The sequence below is a fragment of the Chryseobacterium barbadense genome (assembly GCF_042849955.1).
In the GTDB taxonomy this organism is placed as follows: domain Bacteria; phylum Bacteroidota; class Bacteroidia; order Flavobacteriales; family Weeksellaceae; genus Chryseobacterium.
This window is the reverse complement of the sequence record NZ_BAAFHL010000023.1, coordinates 1-20,041: the sequence shown is the minus strand read 5'-3', so window position 1 is coordinate 20,041 and position 20,041 is coordinate 1. Positions and strand designations below refer to the sequence as shown.

The following is a 20,041-nucleotide window of genomic DNA, read 5'->3' as shown; positions in this document are numbered from 1 at the left end:
CTTATCTATAATAAAGTTTATTACTTGGTTGGAGCCGGCTGTGGATTAGCCGGTTGTTCAGGCGCAGGCTGCATCGCAGAAGGATCTACACCCATTCCCGGTTGTAGCTGTACTCTTGGATCCACTTTAGGAGCTGAAAGTCCTGTCTGCTTGTCCAATACGGTCACCAATTCAGGATCTCCCAGATTAAAGAATGGCTTGCTTGCAATTTTACCGTCTTTATCTACTACGATAAAGCAAGGCAATTTAAATCCGTATACCCCATATTTTTTGGCAATATCAGAATTGAGTCCTCCTTTTCCATATACATTTACTCCAGTAATTCCTTTTAATAAGGAGTTGCTTGTTTTTACAAACTGCTCTTTCGTATCGTCAACATTCACGAATACAAAGTTCATTTTAGATTTATAGAAGTTTACTACTTCTTTCAATACCGGAACCGTAGCTTCTCCAATGTAAGGATTCCATGATGCATAGAATGCAATCATATATGGTTTCCCTTTATTTTCAGAAAGGCTGTATGATTTATCATCCTGCTTTATCAACGAAGCTTCTGGAGCAGGCTCACCTACTTTGAATCCATTGATGGCAAACTGGATTTTCTTCAGATCATTTTTAATGGTAGCATCTTTGATATCTTCATCAATGATCTTCTTGATTTTCTCTACTGTTTTCTCAGGAGTGGTTGGGTGAATATCAGACTGAGCCATTACAAAAGCTAATAGATAATCTTTTGCTGTTTGAGAAAGATTTTTTTGATTCTTCTTTAAATATTCATTGAAAAGTTCAGAGGTTGTAATATCTGTTTTTCCTACACTGTTTGCTTGAGCATATTTTTGGAAATCAGGACTCATTTTTGCTAAAAGATATTCTCTGTATAAAGGATGTTCTTTAACCATAACATCTTTATTTTCTTCCAATTTGTTCACAAAATCTGTAAATGTTTTGGTAACTTTGAAAGAAGGATTTCCCATTTGCTTGTGGCTCATTTCATATTGATTCAATATCATAAGCAAAGTTGCGGCAAGATCATTTTTTTTCCAAGTTATAATTTCCTTATCCGGATTAAATTTCTTAACGTTCTCTTCAATATTTTTATTGATGTCAGATTGAACTTTTTCTATTCCTTTTAAAAATGTTTTTTCATCTTTCATAAGTAGTTCATTCATATTGACCGTCTGAGCATATGTTGAAAGATATTTTTGAGTTGCCGTAAAGAAATCATTGTTTTTCTTAGCATCACCCGTAATTATATATTCCGTTGGGAAAGTCATTCCATTTCCAGAAATTTCAAGTGTCTGCCCTCCTTTTAAATATACCAAATTTCTTTTCCCTCCATAAGAGATCATATACATCCCATTTTTAGGAGCCTCAAAATTTCCTGCAAAAGTTCCGTCTTTATTTACACTAATATTCATTAAAGGTAAAGTAGCAACACCTGAAGCTTCTATTAATTCAATTCTTTCTAAAGGAGATCCACCTGTGACCTTTCCTTTAACTTCAACTTTCTTTGAACAGGACATTGCAAATACAGCAATAATAAACAATAAAAGATATTTTTTCATTTTGAATTTATAATTAGGCAAAAATACACTTTTCACTAATATAAGATATTCTGTAAATATGTTAAAAAATCATAAATACAATAAAAAAGCCGTTTAGCATTATCGAAAAACGGCTTTTGATATTTTCTTTAGTATTGGGTACAGCGTCCAGCTAATCCGACAACTGTGGTTACACATACACCACAAAGCCCAAATGCCCCGCAGTCGGCATGAGAATGGCAAATACTTCCACAACTTCCTCCATTATTACCATCTTCTTCAATTGGATTTGTTCCACCTACTACTTTTTTTAGATCTTTTCGTAATAATTTTTTTAAATTTTTCATTATATTTTTGTTTAAATATTGAAAATAGATAATTTGAAATTTATATAATCGTTAAAAATTTAAATTAACGATATTTTAACATTAAAAATAAAAAATCGTCTCCGCAGTACGGAGACGATTTTTTTCTGTATATAAAGTCAATTCTATCCTTTATCAACAAAAGCTGCCATGTACTCTCTATTCATTCTGGCGATGTTTTCAAGGGAAATTCCTTTAGGACATTCCACTTCACAAGCACCGGTATTGGAACAGTTTCCGAATCCTTCTTCATCCATTGCCTTCACCATATTAAGAACTCTTCTCTTTGCCTCTACTCTACCTTGAGGAAGTAACGCAAATTGAGAAACTTTAGCTCCTACGAATAACATTGCAGATCCGTTTTTACATGTAGCCACACAAGCTCCACATCCGATACAAGCAGCAGCATCCATTGCTTTGTCTGCATCATCTTTAGGAACCGGAATTGCATTGGCATCCAAAGTATTTCCCGAGGTGTTCACCGAGATGAATCCACCAGCAGCCATTACTCTGTCGAATGCGCTTCTGTCTACCATTAAGTCTTTAATAACCGGGAAAGCAGCACTTCTCCATGGTTCAATAACGATGGTTTCACCGTCTTTGAACATTCTCATATGAAGCTGGCAAGTAGTGATTCCTGTATCCGGACCGTGTGCTCTACCATTGATGTAAAGCGAACACATTCCGCAGATTCCTTCACGACAATCGTGATCGAAAGCTACCGGCTCTTTTCCTTCGTTAATTAGGTTTTCATTCAGGATGTCCAACATTTCCAAGAATGAAGAATCTGTAGAAACATCTGATATTTTGTAGGTCTCAAACTGACCTTTAGATTTATTATTTTTTTGTCTCCAAATTTTCAGCGTAAGATGTAAGCCTTTTTTTGCACTCATAATTATATATTTATAGGTTGGAGATTATTTGTAACTTCTAGTTTTAACCTCGATGTTCTCATAGATCAGTTCTTCTTTATGCAATACTTCCGCATTGATATCGCTTCCCTGATATTCCCAAGCTCCGACGTATTTGTAGTTGACGTCGTCTCTTTCCGCTTCTCCATCCGGAGTTGAATGGTCTTCGCGGAAATGTCCTCCACAAGACTCATTTCTATGAAGTGCATCAATAGCCATTAATTGTCCAAGCTCAAGGAAATCCGCCACTCTGAACGCTTTTTCAAGCTCTGTATTCATCCCGTCATTGTCTCCCGGAACTTTTACGTTTTTCCAGAAATCATTTCTTACTTCTTCGATTTCTTTGATAGCTTCTCTTAAGCCTTCAGGAGTTCTTCCCATTCCTACTTTATTCCACATAATGTGTCCTAATTGCTTATGGAAATGATCTACTGAATGTGTACCGTTATTATTTAAGAAAAAGTCAACTTTTTCTTTGATGCCTTTTTCAGCTTCATCAAAAGCTGCTGAATTCGTTGGAATAGCTCCCGTTCTGATATCCGCAGAAAGGTAATCTGCAATCGTATACGGAAGCACGAAATAACCATCCGCAAGTCCCTGCATCAATGCAGAAGCTCCTAATCTGTTGGCTCCGTGATCAGAGAAATTAGCTTCTCCAATTACGAAACATCCAGGAATGGTAGACTGAAGATTGTAATCTACCCAAACACCACCCATGGTGTAATGAACGGCAGGATAAATCTTCATTGGAGTTTTGTAAGGATCATCGGCTGTAATTTTTTCGTACATAACGAATAAGTTACCATATTTCTCCTCAACCCATTTTTTTCCTAAATCGTAGATCTGCTGATCACTTGGGTTATGAATATGTTTTTCTATAGCGGCTTCTTTACCTTTTTTCATGATTTCTGTAGAGAAATCCAGATAAACCCCTTCCTGAGTATCATTATTTTCGATTCCGAAACCTGCATCACATCTTTCTTTAGCAGCTCTGGACGCAACGTCTCTAGGCACCAAGTTTCCGAAAGCAGGATATCTTCTTTCCAAATAATAGTCTCTATCTTCTTCTTTGATATTTTCAGGTCTTAATTTCCCTTCTCTGATCGCTACTGAATCTTCAATTTTCTTTGGAACCCAGATTCTTCCTGAGTTTCTTAATGACTCAGACATCAAAGTCAGTTTAGACTGCTGAGTTCCGTGAACCGGAATACAGGTCGGGTGAATCTGTACGTAGCAAGGATTGGCAAAATATGCTCCTTTTTTATGGATTTTCCAGGCTGCAGAAACGTTGGAACCCATAGCGTTCGTAGAAAGGAAATACACGTTTCCATAACCTCCGGATGCAATAACAACCGCGTGAGCAGAGTGTCTTTCAATCTCTCCTGTAACAAGATTTCTTGCAATGATTCCTCTTGCTTTTCCGTCAACAATTACAAGATCCATCATTTCGTGACGGTTGTACATTTTGATTCTTCCTTTACCGATCTGACGGCTCATTGCAGAATATGCTCCTAATAATAACTGTTGTCCTGTTTGTCCTTTCGCGTAGAAGGTTCTTTTTACCTGAACTCCACCAAATGAACGGTTATCTAATTGACCTCCGTATTCTCTTCCGAAAGGAACACCCTGAGCAACACACTGGTCGATAATATTGGCAGAAACTTCAGCTAATCTGTATACGTTAGCCTCTCTTGCTCTATAGTCACCTCCTTTGATTGTGTCATAGAATAATCTGTAGGTAGAGTCACCATCTCCCTGATAGTTCTTCGCTGCATTGATACCTCCCTGAGCTGCAATGGAGTGAGCTCTTCTTGGTGAATCCTGATAACAGAATGCTTTTACATTATATCCCTGCTCAGCCAAAGTAGCTGCTGCAGAACCTCCTGCCAAACCTGTACCCACAACAATAATATCAATCTTATCTCTGTTGTTTGGGGCAACAAGGTTCATATGGTCTTTATGATTTTTCCACTTGTCCTTAAGAGGACCTGCTGGAATTTTTGAATCTAATTTACTCATATTAGTATATTGATATTATTGAGTTATGTAATGATAAATTGCAATGATGATAAATCCTAGAGGAATCAGAATAGAATACCAGTTCCCCAACGTTTTAAGCATCGGAGTATATTTTGGATGTCTTGCTCCCACAGACTGGAAAGAAGACTGGAATCCGTGCGATAAATGCAGTCCCAATAAAACAAAAGAAACGATATAAAGAATCACTCTCCAGATATCGGCAAATTTAGCATGCAAATCTCCCCAGAAACGTGTTTCTTCAACCGGAAGACCATCGATATATTTATAGTTCATTTCATGAAGCCAGAAATCATATAAATGAAGGATCAGGAAAGCCAGAATAACGGCTCCTGAAATAATCATATTACGAGATGACCATGAAGAATTAGCAGCCCCATTGTTCATATCGTAACCGATAGGACGTGCTTTTTTGTTTTTAATTTCTAAAACAAATCCCATCACAAAATGGAAAATCACAGCGAACATCAGGATCGGCTGCATGATGAATTGAACAAGAGGATTGTACCCCATGAACTGCGAAGCATTGTTATAAGCTGTTTCACCGAACACCGACAAAAAGTTTACCGAAAGGTGCATCACCAGAAAGATCAGCAAAAACATCGCCGACAATGCCATAGCATATTTTCTACCTATCGTAGAACTTGTTAAACCTGCCATATAAGTTTAAATTTGATTTTCCACAAAATTAAGAAATGTTAACAATATCGAAAAGTGAGAAATCTCACAATTAGCCAGTTTGTAATCTTTCTAAATAAGACCGTAAAGTATTATAAATAAAAGGAAAAAGAAGATCTGTTAACAATTAATTTATGTCATAAATTTTACCCTGATACACCACTTTTTGTGCATGTTCAGGAAAAATTCTTATTTCAAAGGTATGTATTCTTCTGGAGGCTATATAAGGTTTAATAATATATTGAACAATCTTATCTTTCTTTGAATGCTCATTAATCCAAAAGCAAACTGCTCCTCCATTATTTATCAATAACACTTTATTTTCATAAAAATAACTTACCGACACTTCTGTTCTCCTATATTCAATAATGTTGAAGGCGGATCTCACAATGAAAAACAAAAAAACTGCCATCATCAACCTCATCGAGTTGTTAAAATTCAACCGGAGAATCGCAAACCTCAGCCAGTATATTATATTAAATGCTATCAAAACTTCCATCCCATTCATTGGAATGCTTTCAAAAAAAAGCATTTCAAAATCTGCCAGCCAATGAATAATGCCCAGCAATTTCTGAATAATTGCATCATATATGATATTGAAAACTGAAATATTTACTCCCAACGCAATAATAGCCGTCATAATGAATGAAAATACAATAATAATTTCCGAAAAAGGCACGATAAAGAAATTGGCTATAACGGAGATGAATGAAAACTGATGGAAATACAATAAAGCCAGTGGAAGTGTCGCCAACTGAGCAGAAATAGAGATAGAAACCGCATTAAACAACAGTCTCTTAAAGTAATGATCCTGTTTTGGAAAGTATTTTAAAATAGGCTGATTTAACCAGAAAATTCCTAGAACTGCTATAAAACTTAACTGAAATCCGATGTCAAAGATCTGATGGGTATCTGAAATTAAAATAATAAACGCTGAGAGCGACAATGCATGAAGCAAATCGGGTTTTCTTTGAAGCAAAGTATATATGAAATAGACTGTTAGCATAATGCAGGAACGTAAAACAGAATTGCCGAATCCTATAAATCCTGCAAAGACCCATATAAAAAACAGGCTCAGAACAATCGCCGATTTCCTGAATGACAATGGAAGAATTTGAATAAACAGAAAGTAAAAAATTCCAAAAATAACCACAATATGAGTCCCTGAAATGGTTAAAAAATGCATTAATCCTGATCTATTGAAATCTTGTATTGTATCCTCATCAATTTCCGTTCTATCTGCCAGAATGAGCCCTTTTAAAAAAGCTTTGCTTTTAGCAGATATTTTAGTTCTGTCAATATTTTGCAGGACCTCAAGCCTTTTTTGAGAAATCTTCTCCCCGAAGGTCAGGTCATTTCTTCTGACAGAAAAAATTTCATCCGACAGATATACCTGATAATACACTCCTTTTCTTCTTAAATATTTTGCGTAATCAAACTGAAAATCATAGGACGGGGATTTTAGCTGGCTTACATACGCTTCTGCTTTATAGTAGTGTTCAAAATTAAGCTCGTCAGCATTTCGTGGAAGATACAGAACGGAATTGTAATATCCACTTTCCATGTTTATAACAGCTTCATACTTTTTATATTTCCTGGTAGAATTTAATTTTTTTGAAATTTTGAAAATGACCTCCTGATTTGATGATACGCTATTTTTAACCGGTATATCAGCATTAAAGCCATGAAGAACAATTCCCAGCCCGAAAAAAAGAAGTCCTGATAAGTAAGGTTTGATTTTATATAAAAAGTAAGAATGAAAGAGAATGCTCAGCGAAATTAAAACACAACTTCCGGCAATCGGATATACTGAAGTCCGGCTTAAAGCTGCCTTATCCTGAAAATAAATTCCCAGGATAAAACAAATCACAAGAATGAGTAGAGGCTGTTTCTTCAATGATAATGATTTGAAGATCAAAATAATCAATTTCTTGATGAACAAATAATCCTGCAATTGCAGGATCATAACATTTGTTTTACAAAAACACAAAAAACAGAGCGTGAATTTATACTATCAAAATTATATTCGAATTAAACTTATTCAAAGCTCCTGAAAATTCTCGATTGACTTTAATAATTATCCCTTTTCAGAAACTTATCGATCAGTTTTTTTGTTTTTTTTATATAGAACCAGGAATCCTTTCCATAATCTTCGTAGATGAAATCGCCTGCTTTTTTAGGAATTGCCGGTTCAATCTGGGTTCCTTCGTGCCACTCATTAAAAGAAGTGATTCCTATAAAATCAGGATCAACATTAATGGCGGCATCAAACATTTTTTCGTAATACTTTCCATTATCCCTGCTTTTGAAATTAGCCTCGTTCCATGGTCTTATTCTTGTATCGGAATATCCCGGACCGACGCAGGGAATAAATATAAGATGGTGTTCTTTTGCATATTGGGAAAGATATTTCCAGTTGGAAATAGTGCTTCCGAAAACAAAGCCATCGCTGGCAAAATAGGTATAGAACCCGTCGAAGCCTGAAGCTTCAAAAAACTTTGAATCATCTTTTTCCACCCACAATCCTATATACAGACCATCTAATTCTGTGTTTCTTACTGTATTTTCCCCTTTTTCAGAAAACAGCTTGGTCCATTCCTTCGGAGAAATTTTGTAACTGTCATATACATAAAACAAAGGCTTTCCATCTTTCTTATAAAAAGCATGATGAGAAGAATAAGTTTTCATAAGATAAGAAATCTGATCTCTGAATTCAGCTATTGTTTTATAAAACGGCTCTATATGAAAAGCAACTTTTAAGTTGAACCGATCTGCAATATCCAGATATTTCATAGTACTTTTATCCGTATAGGAATCTTTGCCTAACCAGCTGATCACTACAACGCCAACGCCGGATTCCTTCATCATCTTCATATGCTTTTCGATGATCTTCGGATCGTTGGAGCTATAATTTCCCAAAGCCGGATAAAAATTGGCGCCAATATCACCACCTCCTTTATAATTTCCCAGATTGTTCCATTTCGGATCGCTCCAATGGGGCAGAATACCATGATTCCAATGATAATACCTTCCATCTGTTTCCGGATTTCCATACCATCCGTAATAGAATATCTGGACTTTTTCGCGGTCAATATTTTTTTGTGCGAAACTTTCTGAGAAAAAAAATGTTAGTGTAATCACTAACAAAGCTTTTTTAAAATAATTCATTTAATTATTAATTTGAATTAAAGATGAAGATCAGACTTTCAGAATAACCTCAGCAGCTTTTTCACTGGCTCCTTTTCCCCCTAGTTTTTCTCTCAAAAGCTCATAGTCTTTTAGAATTTTTTCTCTTTGACTTCCGTCTAAGATTTTGTGCAATTCTTCAACCAGATTCTTTGTATTTAAATCATCCTGAATTAATTCCTTCACAACCTCTCTGTCCATAATAAGGTTAACCAGAGAAATATACTTAATATTTTTCACTAATCTTTTCGCAATGGCATAAGAAATTTTACTTCCGCGGTAACATACCACCTCTGGAATATTTAATAAAGCTGTTTCAAGTGTTGCCGTCCCGGAAGTTACCAGGGCAGCTTTAGAACACCTTAGCAAATCGTATGTTTTATTGGAAACAAAATGAACGTTATCATCCACATATTTTTGGTAAAATTCTTTAGGAAGACTTGGTGCTCCTGCAATAACGAATTGATAATCCGAAAAATGAGCTCTTACAGAAAGCATCAGTTCAAGCATTTTTTCCACTTCCTGTTTTCTGGAACCCGGAAGAAGGGCAATAATTTCCTTATCATTCAAACCGTTTTCCATTTTGAAAGTGTTTTCATCAATTCCCTGAAGGCTTGAGATAGCATCCAGTAACGGATGCCCTACAAAATGGGAGTGTACGCCATGTTTTTTATAAAAATCTTCTTCAAAGGGAAGGATCACCATCATTTCATCTACATATTTCTTAATGATCTCTACTCTTCCCTCCTTCCATGCCCAAAGCTGTGGCGAGATGTAATAAACCACCTTTATTCCAAGCTCTTTGGCAAACTTGGCAATTCTAAGATTAAAACCTGGATAATCAATGAGAATAAGAATATCCGGTTTGTTGTTTTTGATATCTTCTTTGCAGAATTTAATATTATTCAGGATGGTTCTCAGGTTCATCGCCACTTCCAGGAAACCCATAAAAGCCAGATCGCGGTAATGCTTTACTAAAGTTCCGCCCTGCTTTTCCATCAGATCACCACCCCAAAACCTGAATTCCGCTTGTAGGTCTTTCTGTAGTAAAGCTTTCATTAAATTGCTTCCGTGCAAATCTCCGGAGGCTTCTCCTGCAATAATATAATACTTCATTTCTTCTGAGCTCTTCTATTGTTTTTAATGTCTTCAGGAACCTCTTTTGATTTTCATCCACCGGCAACATTATGGGAGGTTTCTATGATCAGAATAGAGAACAAATTACGATATTGTTGAATCTTAATTTGTAAATTTGTTCAAAGATAATGATAAAAATGTCAGAAGAATTTGAAATCCGGAATAAAGTTGCCGAGAGCGTCCTCATCAATTTCGATCTTACCGATCTTGTTCCCAAAGGAGCAAGAAAGGGGATTGATCTTAAAGACTTCCTGTTCATGGAAATGATCCTTAAAGAAAAGGACTTCCGTGAAAAAGTAGCCGCCATTGATGTCGGGGAATATAGAGACACTTATATCTATATCTACAACTCGGCAGATGCTATTGTTCCGCTATGGGCTTATTTCTTAATAACAGCAAAGCTTACGGATGTTGCCAAAAAAATAGTTTTCGGGAACCGCGAAGATCTGGAAGTCATATTAATGCATACTGCCATTCAGACGTATGATTTTGAAGAATTCCGCGGTAAAAGAGTTTTAGTGAAGGGATGCTCTGATAAAGAAATTCCTGAAAACGCTTACATCGAATTGGTAGAACAATTAAAACCGATTGTGAAATCCCTAATGTTTGGAGAGGCATGTTCCAATGTCCCAATATTAAAAAATTAACACTGAAAACCAACAATTTACAAAAGCTCATATACTTTAACAATATTTTTAGATTAAAAAAAATGGTTGAGGAATATTTTTTGATAAATTTGGTTCACTTAACAATTAAATAAACACAAACTATGAGTTTAATCGATCTCCTTACCGGGAACACAAGCAACCAGGTTGCTGAACAGGCTGAAAATAAATTCGGAATCAGCAGAAATCAGGTTATTGCCTTATTAGCGGTTGCCGCACCTTTGATCATTTCTTATCTTAGAAACAAATCTCAGGATGCCCAAGAAGCAGAAGCTTTAAACAATGCTCTAGATAAGGATCATGACGGAAGCATTCTGGATGATGCTTCACAAGTAGAATCAAGACAGGCTGAAGGTGGCTCTATTCTTGATCACATTTTTGGCGGGCAAAAGAATACCGTTGAAAACCAGCTTTCACAAAATACAGGAATTTCCATTGATAAAATAGGCCCTATTTTAGCCATGCTTGCTCCGGTGATCATGGGATATATCGGTAAAGAAAAGCAACAAAACAATGTAGGTGCAGGAGGATTAGGAGACTTATTGGGAGGAATCCTGGGAAGTGCCTCCAATCAGGCTCAGGCACAGCAATCCAATCCACTGAATGACATTTTAGGAAGCGTTCTTGGTGGCGGACAGCAGCAATCTTCAGGAAACCCTTTGAATGACATTCTGGGAAGTGTTCTTGGCGGCGGTGGACAGCAGCAGCAAGGAGGAGGCTTAGGAAGCATTCTTGGAAATATTTTAGGGGGAAAATAATTGAATTGAAAACAATCAAAAAAGACCGAAGATTATTCCTCGGTCTTTTTTGTTCTTTTTGCTTTCGGTGCTTTTTCAGCCGTTTCAGTTTTTTCTGATACGGCGAATGTCTTAGAAGATTTTTTGGGTCTCGTTTTGCCGTAGCTTCCGGAATTTATTTTTCCTCTTCTTGTTTTTTTATCTCCTTTTCCCATAATGATATATTTGATGATTCATACGAAATTAAAAAAATAAGCCATAAAACTCAACACCTCAATATGTTAAAGTTTTATAAATCTAAACTTTGACAGTTTTCCATTTTCCTTTTTTAAACAAAATGAAAGCAACAATGGTAATCAATGTTTCCGCAGCTGGAATAGAAATAAAAACTCCTTTAGGTCCCATATCAAGATATTTGGAAAGCAAATATGCCAGAGGAATCTGAAACAGCCAGAACCCGAAAAAATTAACCCACGTGGGCGTCCACGTATCTCCCGCTCCATTGAAAGCATTGATCATCACCATTCCTATTCCATAAAAGACAAATCCTACGCTCATAATATGTAATGCGTTTTTCGCAAAACTTTTTATCAATTCTTCCTGTGTAAAAAAACTCACCAGAAAATTCCCCAGGACGAAGAAGATCAGGCTCACTGCCAGCATGAAGATCACATTATATTTTACTGTTTTCATCACAGACTGCTCAGCACGAAGCATTTCATTGGCTCCCATATTCTGGCCCACCAAAGTTGAAGCCGCATTACTCAGTCCCCATGCCGGAAGCATAAAGAACATCATCAACCTCAAAGCAGTCTGATATCCCGCAGAAGCATTTTCGCCTCCGGTAGTCGCTACCAATTGAGCCAGAATGATCCAGCTGCACGAAGCAATCACAAACTGAAAAATACCGGGAGTTGCTATCTTAATGACGGACCGGATTAAGGTAAAGTCAGGTTTAAAATATTCTGTTTTGATGCGAACCTGTGAATCTGCAATAAAGAGATGATAAAGCTGATACAGCACCCCCGTACTTCTTCCAATCGTAGTCGCAACAGCAGCACCGGTTAATCCCATCGCCGGAACCGGGCCCAATCCTCTGATTAATATCGGGCAAAGGATAATATTGGCAATATTGGCAATCCACAAACTTTTCATGGCTATAGCCGCATTTCCCGCCCCCCTGAATATTCCGTTAATTAAAAACAAAAGCATAATAATCACACTGCTTCCCATCATTATTCTGGTGAAATCTTTTCCGTAAGCTGCTGCTTCAGGTCTGGAACCCATCAGAATCAAAATTTCCTCAGCAAAAACCACCCCCAATACACTCAGAACAATAGTGACCGCACAAGAAACCAATAAGACCTGAGCAGCACTTCTGGAAGCCTGCTCCGGATTTTTCTCACCAATTCTTCGCGCTACCATCGCCGTTGCTGCCATACTCATTCCAATGGCAATAGAATACATAATGGTAAGGACAGATTCCGTTAGCCCAACAGTCTGAATGGCAAAACCGCTCTCCTTAAGATGTCCCACAAAATAGAGATCAACCAAAGCAAAAACAGATTCCATCGCCATTTCCAGCATCATCGGAATAGCCAGAAGTAAAACTGCATGACGGATACTGATCTTCGTATAATCCACCTCTTCTCCACTCAAAGCTTTCTTAAGAAAATTGATATATTTTGACATTGTAAAGGGTAATTTTATAAGTGTCTAAAATACAAATTCAAAATTCAATAAATATAATTCGTTTAATTCAAGTTTTTATTTAAATTTGTTACTGTAATAATTAAAAATTCAAACCTTAAAGAATGAACAGATAAATTATTAGCAAAAAATATCAAAAAACATTAGCTTTGCATATTCTTAAAATAAAATTTATGAAAAAAATAATCTTTACTTTTTTAATATTCGGAATATCAGTATTCACAAGTATGCTGTCTGCTCAGCAATTAACTAAAGAACAGAGAAAAGCGATTCAGACTGATAATGTTGCCGTATTCAAAAAACAATTTGCTAAAGAAGACTATAACAAATGTTTTCAGGTAAAAACAGACTCGTACAGCCCTTTGTCATACAGCATCCTGAATGACAAGAAAAATATTATCAACTTTTTGATCGACCAGAAAGTTGATGTGAACAAAAACTGTGGTAATCTTACTCCGCTTGCTGTAGCAGAGCAGTACCAAAGAGCTGACATCGCCAAATTACTGGCAAAAAAAGGTGCCTTAAAAAATTAAACACCACAATTATCCCTATAAAGTATTTTAAACTTCCATCCCGGAAGTTTTTTTTATGGATAAAAACTTTTAAAAATATTATCTTTGCCAACGAAAATTCAGGCTTGTAAAAGTCTAGTATTTAAGTTTAATATAACATCTAAAACAAATGTTTCGATCGCACACCAACGGAGAACTGTCTCTAAAAAATCTTAATGAAGAAGTTACACTTTCAGGATGGGTACAAACTATCCGGGATAAAGGATTTATGATTTGGATAGATCTTCGAGATCGTTACGGAATTACTCAGCTTGTTTTTGACCAGGAACGTTCTTCTGCGGAATTGATGGAAGAAGCCAAAAAACTGGGTCGTGAATTTGTGATTCAGGTGACCGGAAAGGTCATTGAAAGAGTAAGCAAAAACCCGAATATTCCAACAGGGGAAATTGAAATTTTAGTTGAGAAATTAACACTGCTTAATGATTCCCAGCTTCCGCCTTTTACTATTGAAGACGAAACGGATGGCGGTGAAGAATTAAGAATGAAATACCGTTACCTGGATATCAGAAGAAATCCGGTGAAAGATAAACTGATCTTCCGTCATAAAATGGCACAAAAAGTAAGAAATTATCTTTCAGACGAAGGTTTCATTGAAGTAGAAACTCCGGTTTTAATCAAATCTACTCCGGAAGGAGCCAGAGACTTTGTGGTTCCGAGCAGAATGAACCCGGGACAATTCTATGCATTACCACAATCTCCGCAGACTTTCAAACAGCTTTTGATGGTAGGCGGAATGGATAAATATTTCCAAATCGTGAAATGCTTCCGTGATGAGGACTTAAGAGCCGACAGACAACCGGAATTTACACAGATCGACTGTGAAATGGCTTTTGTAGAGCAGGAAGATGTGATGAATGTTTTCGAAGGAATGACTAAAACGTTATTGAAAGATATTACGGGTCAGGAATTCGGAGCTTTCCCAAGAATGACATTCGCAGATGCGATGAGAAAATATGGGAATGACAAACCGGATATCCGTTTCGGAATGGAATTCGTAGAATTGAATGAGCTTGTCAAAGGAAAAGATTTCAAAATATTTGATGATGCGGAATTGGTTGTAGGAATCAATGTTGAAGGCTGTGCAGAATACACCAGAAAACAGATCGATGAACTTGTGGATTGGGTAAAACGTCCACAAATTGGAGCTTCGGGAATGGTTTGGGTGAAATTCCAGCATGATGGGGTAAAAACTTCTTCCGTGAACAAATTCTACAATGAAGACGATTTAGCAAAAATCATTGAAAAATTCGGTGCGAAAGAAGGAGATTTAATGTTGATCCTTTCCGGAAACGAAAATAAGGTAAGAACTCAGCTTTCTGCTTTAAGAATGGAGCTTGGAAACCGTTTAGGATTAAGAAAAGGAAATGAATTCGCCCCACTTTGGGTAGTAGATTTCCCGTTATTGGAGTTTGATGAAGAAAGCGGCCGTTATCATGCGATGCACCACCCTTTCACCTCTCCAAAACCGGAGGATATTCATTTATTGGAAACCGATCCCGGAAAAGCAAGAGCCAATGCGTATGATATGGTTCTTAACGGAAACGAAATCGGTGGTGGTTCTATCAGAATTTTTGATAAAGACCTTCAGTCTAAAATGTTTGACCTGTTAGGATTCTCAAAAGAAGAAGCGGAAGCACAGTTCGGATTCTTAATGAACGCTTTCAAATACGGAGCTCCTCCTCACGGTGGTTTAGCTTTCGGATTTGACCGTTTGGTAGCGATTCTTGACGGAAATGAGGTCATCAGAGATTATATTGCTTTCCCTAAGAATAATTCAGGTCGTGATGTGATGATTGATGCACCTTCCACCATTGCAGATGAGCAATTGGATGAATTGGAATTACAATTGAATTTAAAAGCATAGATTAGAAGCGGAGAATTTTCTCCGCTTTTTTTATTTTTATGACAAAACAAGAATTCATTCAATTTATTGACAATCTCAGGTCAGATTTCATTGAAAATAAAGATCAGTGGGAAAACAAAACCATAGAAGATTATTTGGAAGCAATGTCACGCTACGTTGAAGATCTTCAAGAGTATTATCTTTATACAAATCAAAATATTGACTTAGAAAAAGTTGACTGGAAAATTTTTTCCGATATTTTAAAAGGAAGCTCTATTTATGAATAAATAGAAACTAATCAACATATTTTTTTCTTTCAATTCCCAAAATATATAAATTTTCAATGGTACGTTAATTGCACGCTCTTACACAAAACGTAAGACAATGAAAGCAATTTGGAATGGCGCCATTGGCTTTGGTTTAGTCAATATCCCGGTAAAGATCTATTCTGCCACAGAAACCAGTAAGTTGGATTTGGATATGCTTGATAAATCCGACTTTTCTAACATCAAATTCAAACGGGTCAACGAAAAAACAGGTAAAGAGGTAAAATGGGAAAACATTGTAAAAGCTTACCTTATGGAAGACCGATACATTGTTCTGGAAGATGAAGATTATGAAGCAGCGAGCCCTGAAAAAACCAAAATACTTTCTATTGATCAGTTTGTTAAGGAAATAGAAGTAGATAGTATTTACTTTGAAAACCCTTACTTCCTGGAACCCCAGAAGAATGGAGAAAATGCATACAGGCTTTTACTAAAAGCACTACAGGAAACCAAAATGGTCGGTATCGGAACATTCGTGCTGCGTGAAAGCGAAGCCATCGGAATGATCCGTCCATATAATGATGAAATACTGCTTCTCAACCGATTAAGGTTTGACCAGGAGATCAGAGATTACTCAGATTTAAAAATTCCCGCGAAAAAAGCACCCAAACCTGCTGAATTAAAAATGGCCGTAAGCCTTATCGAACAGCTTTCCCAGAGCTTTGACCCCACCATGTATAAAGACACCTATTCTGATGAGCTATTAAAGATCATCAAACAGAAAGCAAAAGGTAAAGGAGTGAAAGCCAAAAAAGCAGAACCTGCAAAAGGTGGTAAAGTCATTGATCTCATGGCACAGCTAAAAGCCAGTTTACAAAGTTCTAAATCTAAAACAGCATCGTAATGGCCCTTAAAGATTATCAGAAAAAGCGTAAGTTCGATGAAACCACCGAACCTAAAGGAAAAACAAAAAAGAGTAAAGACAAACTTATTTTTGTGATTCAAAGGCATGCGGCTTCACGTCTGCATTATGACTTCCGTCTTGAAATGGAGGGTGTTCTGAAAAGCTGGGCTGTTCCGAAAGGACCTTCTTTAGATCCGAAAGATAAACGTCTGGCGATGATGGTGGAAGATCATCCTTATGATTATAAAGATTTTGAAGGAAATATTCCGGAAGGTAACTATGGAGCCGGGCAAGTGGAAATCTGGGACAGCGGAACCTATGAGCCATTGGAAGAAAACTCCAAGCTTTCCGATGAAAAAGAATTGCTGAAAGAATTGCATGCCGGTTCTTTAAAATTTATTCTACATGGCAAAAAACTAAAAGGTGAATTTGCCTTGGTCAAAATGAAAAATTCCGAAGACAATGCGTGGTTGCTGATCAAACATAAAGATGAGTTTGCGGAAAGCCCATATGATGCTGAAGAAAATACTGCTGCAAAATCTTTGGTAACGAAATTTTTAGAGGAAAAAAAAAGCCTGAAAACAAGCAAAAAGAAGTCATAACTTCTTCTAAAAAATTCCAACGTTTTAATTTTTTAACGGAAGAAAAAAAGCTTAAGAATTTCATCAGACCAATGCTCGCCAAATCTTTTGAGAAGGCATTTGATGATAAAGACTGGATCTTTGAAATAAAATGGGACGGCTATAGAGCTATTGCCGATCTTAGCAAGGATGATCCGCTTTTTTATTCCCGCAACGGAATTTCTTTTTTATCTAAATTCCAGAAAATATCCCGGGATTTTGGCTCACAACAGCACAAAATGATCATCGATGGTGAAGTGGTAGCTTATGATGACGAGGGAAAACCCAGCTTCCAGCTTTTACAGCAAATTGGGGATCATCCGGATTTAGCATTGGTTTACCAGGTTTTTGATTTATTATGGCTTAATGGCCATTCTACTGAGGACCTTCCGCTCCTGCAAAGAAAAGAACTTTTAAAAGAAGCATTGGCAGAAACTGATGTAATTAAGTACTGTGATCACATTTCTGAAAAGGGCATCGATTTTTTCGAACAAATGAAGAAAATAAAACTGGAAGGAATGATCGCTAAAAAAGCAGACAGCTTATATATAGAAGATTACAGAACTACCGATTGGCTTAAAATAAAATTTTCTGACACTGCTGAAGCTATTATTTGTGGCTTTACAGAACCCAGAGGTTCCAGGAAAAACTTTGGAGCTCTCATTTTAGGACAATATATGGATGGTGAACTCACATATTGCGGGCATACCGGAACGGGATTCAACAGCGTTACATTAAAGGAAATGTACCAACGGCTTGAAAAATTAATCATTCAGAAGTCTCCTTTCGAAACCATTCCGAAAACGAATATGCCGGTAACCTGGGTACAACCGGAGCTGGTCTGCGAAATTAAATATTCTGAAATCACCAAAGACGGCATTTTCCGGCATCCGGTTTTCGTAACCATCCGTGAAGATAAAGAGCCGGAAGAAGTTCAAGATTCACCAGACGAAACAGACAGTACACATCCAAAAGCAAAAGATATGAAAGCAACAGCCTCTTCAAAAAAAGCAAAAACATCTGAAAAAGAAATCACTTTAAATAAACATAAAGTGAAACTCACGAATCAGGATAAAATTTATTTTCCTAAAGATGATCTCACAAAAGGAGATGTGATAGACTATTATCAATCTGTTGCAGAATACATTTTACCTTATTTGAAGAATCGTCCGCTTTCATTGAACCGTTTCCCGAACGGAATCGAAGAACAAAGTTTTTATCAGAAAGATGCGAGTGACAATATTCCTGATTGGATAAAGACTACACCGGTTCATTCTGAATCGAATGATAAATATATTGACTATATTATCTGTAATGATAAAGCAACAATGGCTTATCTTAATAATTTGGGCTGCATAGATTTTAATCCGTGGAATAGTTCCCTTCCCGATTTGGAAAATCCGGATTTCCTGGTTTTAGACCTTGATCCCTCTAAAAAAAATACATTCGATGATGTGATTGAAACGGCACTGCAGGTGAATGAAGTTCTGAAATCAATAAAAGTCAAAGGATACTGCAAAACCTCAGGAAGTACGGGAATCCATGTTTATATTCCGATGGGCGGAAAATATGATTTTGACCAGGTAAAAGATTTCGCCCATATCCTGATGCAGCAGGTTCAGCAGAAACTTCCCGATATTACCACCTTAGAAAGAAATTTAAAGAAAAGAGATGAAGATAAAATCTATCTGGATTATCTTCAAAACAGAACCGGACAAACTTTAGCAAGTGCATACAGCTTACGACCAAAAGAGGGCGCCTCAGTTTCTATGCCTTTGGAATGGGATGAATTAAAGCCGGGATTAAAACCCATAGATTTTAATATCCACAATGCATTAGACAGAATTAAAGAGAAAGGAGATTTATTTAAACCTGTTTTGGGTAAAGGTATTGATATGGTAAAAGCATTGGAAGCGTTACAAAATCTTGAATGATCATGGCAGCCTTGCCACGAGACTTTCAGGCAGTATTTGCAGGATGTGATAGATGATTTTCCATTTAAAATTCGGAACAATGGTAAAAGAATTTCCCGCGTTCACTATAAATTGGGCAACATAATCAGGTTCCATAATCAGGGACTCATTAAGTTGTAAGCCCTCATTGATCTTTGTGCGGATATAGCCAATCACTAGAGCATTAACAATGATTTTTCTTGATTTCAATTCCTGTCTTAATCCGGCCAGATATTGAGTAAACGCAGCTTTTGTGCTACCATATACAAAATTACTTTTCCTTCCTCTTACTCCGGAAAGGGAAGAGAGTCCTATGATTCTTTCTAAATGGGTATTGCTTTCATCCATTGCAACGATATTGAGAATGGAAACTCCACCCATATAATTTACCATCATCATTTGTTTCGCTCCTTTAAAATCTTTCAAAGCCTTTTTATTATCTACTAAAAAACCCGCTGCATATACCACAATATGAGGCTTGATCGGAAGGTCATCATAAAATTTCTGATGGGAATCAAAATCTTCTGCGTCAAAATACAGAACCGTCACTTTTGATGTATCCACATGGTGGTCTACCATAAAACTTTTCAGCGATGCTGTATTCCGTGAAGCAGCCATTACAGAAAATCCTTTTTTCAGATATTGAATAATACATTGCTTTGCCACATCGGAATTGGCACCTAAAATGAGAACAGTTTTATTGGTATTTTTTTCCATGGAGCAAAGATAAATAAAGAATAGAGTTCTTCACTTCGTTCAGAATGACAAAGTGTGGAGAATATATTAAAAGCTCGGCGGGGGGGTCGCAGGTTCCCGCGCGCCCCGTTTTTGATAAAAATTATTTTTTTATTTTAGTTTGTATTTTTTTTTTTTTTTCTTGCTTTTTATCAGGAATTTTATTTTGTTTTTTTAAA

The 20,041-nt window shown here is 36.7% G+C and carries 19 protein-coding genes; 8 read left to right on the top strand and 11 right to left on the bottom strand.

Features of this window, described 5'->3' with window-relative positions; genetic code table 11:
- Window positions 1-20: 20 nt before the first annotated feature.
- The 8 genes from ACGHIN_RS10435 to lpxB form a co-directional block, all read right to left on the bottom strand.
- Window positions 21-1,565 (bottom strand): TlpA family protein disulfide reductase, encoded by a 1,545-nt coding sequence (locus tag ACGHIN_RS10435; RefSeq protein ID WP_390453164.1) that lies wholly within the window; start codon window positions 1,563-1,565, stop codon window positions 21-23.
- Between the two features lie 128 nt (window positions 1,566-1,693).
- Window positions 1,694-1,891 carry a hypothetical protein gene (locus ACGHIN_RS10430; protein ID WP_390453162.1) on the bottom strand — a complete coding sequence of 66 codons (198 nt, stop codon included), beginning with the start codon at window positions 1,889-1,891 and terminating at the stop codon, window positions 1,694-1,696.
- Window positions 1,892-2,034: 143 nt separating this feature from the next.
- Window positions 2,035-2,802: a succinate dehydrogenase/fumarate reductase iron-sulfur subunit gene (locus ACGHIN_RS10425; protein WP_390453160.1), complete on the bottom strand. Its 768-nt coding sequence runs from the start codon at window positions 2,800-2,802 to the stop codon at window positions 2,035-2,037.
- Window positions 2,803-2,826: 24 nt separating this feature from the next.
- A complete protein-coding gene (locus ACGHIN_RS10420) occupies window positions 2,827-4,839 on the bottom strand; it encodes a fumarate reductase/succinate dehydrogenase flavoprotein subunit (RefSeq protein ID WP_390453158.1) in 2,013 nt (670 codons plus the stop codon).
- A gap of 15 nt (window positions 4,840-4,854) precedes the next feature.
- Window positions 4,855-5,517, bottom strand: a complete 663-nt coding sequence (locus ACGHIN_RS10415) for a succinate dehydrogenase cytochrome b subunit (RefSeq protein ID WP_390453156.1) — start codon at window positions 5,515-5,517, stop codon at window positions 4,855-4,857.
- A 145-nt stretch (window positions 5,518-5,662) separates the two neighbouring features.
- Window positions 5,663-7,501, bottom strand: a complete 1,839-nt coding sequence (locus tag ACGHIN_RS10410) for a ComEC/Rec2 family competence protein (RefSeq protein ID WP_390453154.1) — start codon at window positions 7,499-7,501, stop codon at window positions 5,663-5,665.
- 104 nt (window positions 7,502-7,605) lie between these two features.
- Complete coding sequence (locus tag ACGHIN_RS10405) at window positions 7,606-8,703, bottom strand: glycoside hydrolase family 99 protein (protein WP_390453152.1); 1,098 nt, start codon at window positions 8,701-8,703, stop codon at window positions 7,606-7,608.
- A gap of 30 nt (window positions 8,704-8,733) precedes the next feature.
- On the bottom strand, window positions 8,734-9,837 hold the full coding sequence (gene lpxB, locus ACGHIN_RS10400) for a lipid-A-disaccharide synthase (protein ID WP_390453150.1): 1,104 nt from the start codon (window positions 9,835-9,837) through the stop codon (window positions 8,734-8,736).
- Between the two features lie 158 nt (window positions 9,838-9,995).
- Between lpxB and ACGHIN_RS10395 the strand changes: the two genes are divergently transcribed.
- Together ACGHIN_RS10395 and ACGHIN_RS10390 are read left to right on the top strand one after the other, a co-directional pair.
- Window positions 9,996-10,505 (top strand): DUF2480 family protein, encoded by a 510-nt coding sequence (locus tag ACGHIN_RS10395; RefSeq protein WP_390453149.1) that lies wholly within the window; start codon window positions 9,996-9,998, stop codon window positions 10,503-10,505.
- A gap of 122 nt (window positions 10,506-10,627) precedes the next feature.
- The gene (locus ACGHIN_RS10390; protein ID WP_390453147.1) at window positions 10,628-11,281 is read left to right on the top strand and encodes a DUF937 domain-containing protein; all 654 of its coding nucleotides are present in this window, start codon (window positions 10,628-10,630) and stop codon (window positions 11,279-11,281) included.
- 32 nt (window positions 11,282-11,313) lie between these two features.
- Here the strand turns inward: ACGHIN_RS10390 and ACGHIN_RS10385 are convergent, their stop codons facing one another.
- Together ACGHIN_RS10385 and ACGHIN_RS10380 are read right to left on the bottom strand one after the other, a co-directional pair.
- Window positions 11,314-11,475: a 30S ribosomal protein THX gene (locus ACGHIN_RS10385; protein ID WP_390453145.1), complete on the bottom strand. Its 162-nt coding sequence runs from the start codon at window positions 11,473-11,475 to the stop codon at window positions 11,314-11,316.
- 82 nt (window positions 11,476-11,557) lie between these two features.
- Entirely contained in the window at window positions 11,558-12,952 is a 1,395-nt protein-coding gene (locus tag ACGHIN_RS10380) for an MATE family efflux transporter (protein ID WP_390453143.1), read from the bottom strand.
- Between the two features lie 191 nt (window positions 12,953-13,143).
- Here ACGHIN_RS10380 and ACGHIN_RS10375 point away from each other — a divergent pair, with 191 nt between their 5' ends.
- The 6 genes from ACGHIN_RS10375 (at window position 13,144) to ligD (ending at window position 19,109) form a co-directional block, all read left to right on the top strand.
- Window positions 13,144-13,503 (top strand): ankyrin repeat domain-containing protein, encoded by a 360-nt coding sequence (locus ACGHIN_RS10375; RefSeq protein ID WP_390453141.1) that lies wholly within the window; start codon window positions 13,144-13,146, stop codon window positions 13,501-13,503.
- A 148-nt stretch (window positions 13,504-13,651) separates the two neighbouring features.
- Window positions 13,652-15,406, top strand: a complete 1,755-nt coding sequence (gene aspS / locus ACGHIN_RS10370; protein ID WP_390453139.1) for an aspartate--tRNA ligase — start codon at window positions 13,652-13,654, stop codon at window positions 15,404-15,406.
- Between the two features lie 38 nt (window positions 15,407-15,444).
- The gene (locus ACGHIN_RS10365) at window positions 15,445-15,672 is read left to right on the top strand and encodes a DUF7660 family protein (RefSeq protein WP_390453137.1); all 228 of its coding nucleotides are present in this window, start codon (window positions 15,445-15,447) and stop codon (window positions 15,670-15,672) included.
- 97 nt (window positions 15,673-15,769) lie between these two features.
- Window positions 15,770-16,555 (top strand): non-homologous end joining protein Ku, encoded by a 786-nt coding sequence (gene ku / locus ACGHIN_RS10360; protein WP_390453135.1) that lies wholly within the window; start codon window positions 15,770-15,772, stop codon window positions 16,553-16,555.
- The gene (locus ACGHIN_RS10355) at window positions 16,555-17,157 is read left to right on the top strand and encodes a DNA polymerase ligase N-terminal domain-containing protein (RefSeq protein WP_390453133.1); all 603 of its coding nucleotides are present in this window, start codon (window positions 16,555-16,557) and stop codon (window positions 17,155-17,157) included. The genes ku and ACGHIN_RS10355 overlap by 1 nt, the downstream gene beginning before the upstream one ends.
- A 71-nt stretch (window positions 17,158-17,228) precedes the next feature.
- Window positions 17,229-19,109: a DNA ligase D gene (gene ligD / locus ACGHIN_RS10350; protein ID WP_390453131.1), complete on the top strand. Its 1,881-nt coding sequence runs from the start codon at window positions 17,229-17,231 to the stop codon at window positions 19,107-19,109.
- On the opposite strand, the gene ACGHIN_RS10345 is transcribed toward ligD, so the two are convergent.
- Window positions 19,110-19,844, bottom strand: coding sequence for an SDR family NAD(P)-dependent oxidoreductase (locus tag ACGHIN_RS10345; protein ID WP_390453129.1), 735 nt, complete (start codon window positions 19,842-19,844; stop codon window positions 19,110-19,112).
- Window positions 19,845-20,041 lie beyond the last annotated feature (197 nt).

Coding starts and splice junctions, on each gene's coding strand:
- ACGHIN_RS10355 (WP_390453133.1), top strand. CDS start 16,555: ATGGCCCTTAAAGATTATCAGAAAAAGCGTAAGTTCGATGAAACCACC.
- aspS (WP_390453139.1), top strand. CDS start 13,652: ATGTTTCGATCGCACACCAACGGAGAACTGTCTCTAAAAAATCTTAAT.
- ACGHIN_RS10405 (WP_390453152.1), bottom strand. CDS start 8,703: ATGAATTATTTTAAAAAAGCTTTGTTAGTGATTACACTAACATTTTTT.
- ACGHIN_RS10375 (WP_390453141.1), top strand. CDS start 13,144: ATGAAAAAAATAATCTTTACTTTTTTAATATTCGGAATATCAGTATTC.
- lpxB (WP_390453150.1), bottom strand. CDS start 9,837: ATGAAGTATTATATTATTGCAGGAGAAGCCTCCGGAGATTTGCACGGA.
- ACGHIN_RS10390 (WP_390453147.1), top strand. CDS start 10,628: ATGAGTTTAATCGATCTCCTTACCGGGAACACAAGCAACCAGGTTGCT.
- ACGHIN_RS10385 (WP_390453145.1), bottom strand. CDS start 11,475: ATGGGAAAAGGAGATAAAAAAACAAGAAGAGGAAAAATAAATTCCGGA.
- ACGHIN_RS10395 (WP_390453149.1), top strand. CDS start 9,996: ATGTCAGAAGAATTTGAAATCCGGAATAAAGTTGCCGAGAGCGTCCTC.
- ku (WP_390453135.1), top strand. CDS start 15,770: ATGAAAGCAATTTGGAATGGCGCCATTGGCTTTGGTTTAGTCAATATC.
- ACGHIN_RS10365 (WP_390453137.1), top strand. CDS start 15,445: ATGACAAAACAAGAATTCATTCAATTTATTGACAATCTCAGGTCAGAT.
- ACGHIN_RS10345 (WP_390453129.1), bottom strand. CDS start 19,844: ATGGAAAAAAATACCAATAAAACTGTTCTCATTTTAGGTGCCAATTCC.
- ACGHIN_RS10380 (WP_390453143.1), bottom strand. CDS start 12,952: ATGTCAAAATATATCAATTTTCTTAAGAAAGCTTTGAGTGGAGAAGAG.
- ACGHIN_RS10430 (WP_390453162.1), bottom strand. CDS start 1,891: ATGAAAAATTTAAAAAAATTATTACGAAAAGATCTAAAAAAAGTAGTA.
- ACGHIN_RS10420 (WP_390453158.1), bottom strand. CDS start 4,839: ATGAGTAAATTAGATTCAAAAATTCCAGCAGGTCCTCTTAAGGACAAG.
- ACGHIN_RS10415 (WP_390453156.1), bottom strand. CDS start 5,517: ATGGCAGGTTTAACAAGTTCTACGATAGGTAGAAAATATGCTATGGCA.
- ACGHIN_RS10425 (WP_390453160.1), bottom strand. CDS start 2,802: ATGAGTGCAAAAAAAGGCTTACATCTTACGCTGAAAATTTGGAGACAA.
- ligD (WP_390453131.1), top strand. CDS start 17,229: ATGCTCGCCAAATCTTTTGAGAAGGCATTTGATGATAAAGACTGGATC.
- ACGHIN_RS10410 (WP_390453154.1), bottom strand. CDS start 7,501: ATGATCCTGCAATTGCAGGATTATTTGTTCATCAAGAAATTGATTATT.
- ACGHIN_RS10435 (WP_390453164.1), bottom strand. CDS start 1,565: ATGAAAAAATATCTTTTATTGTTTATTATTGCTGTATTTGCAATGTCC.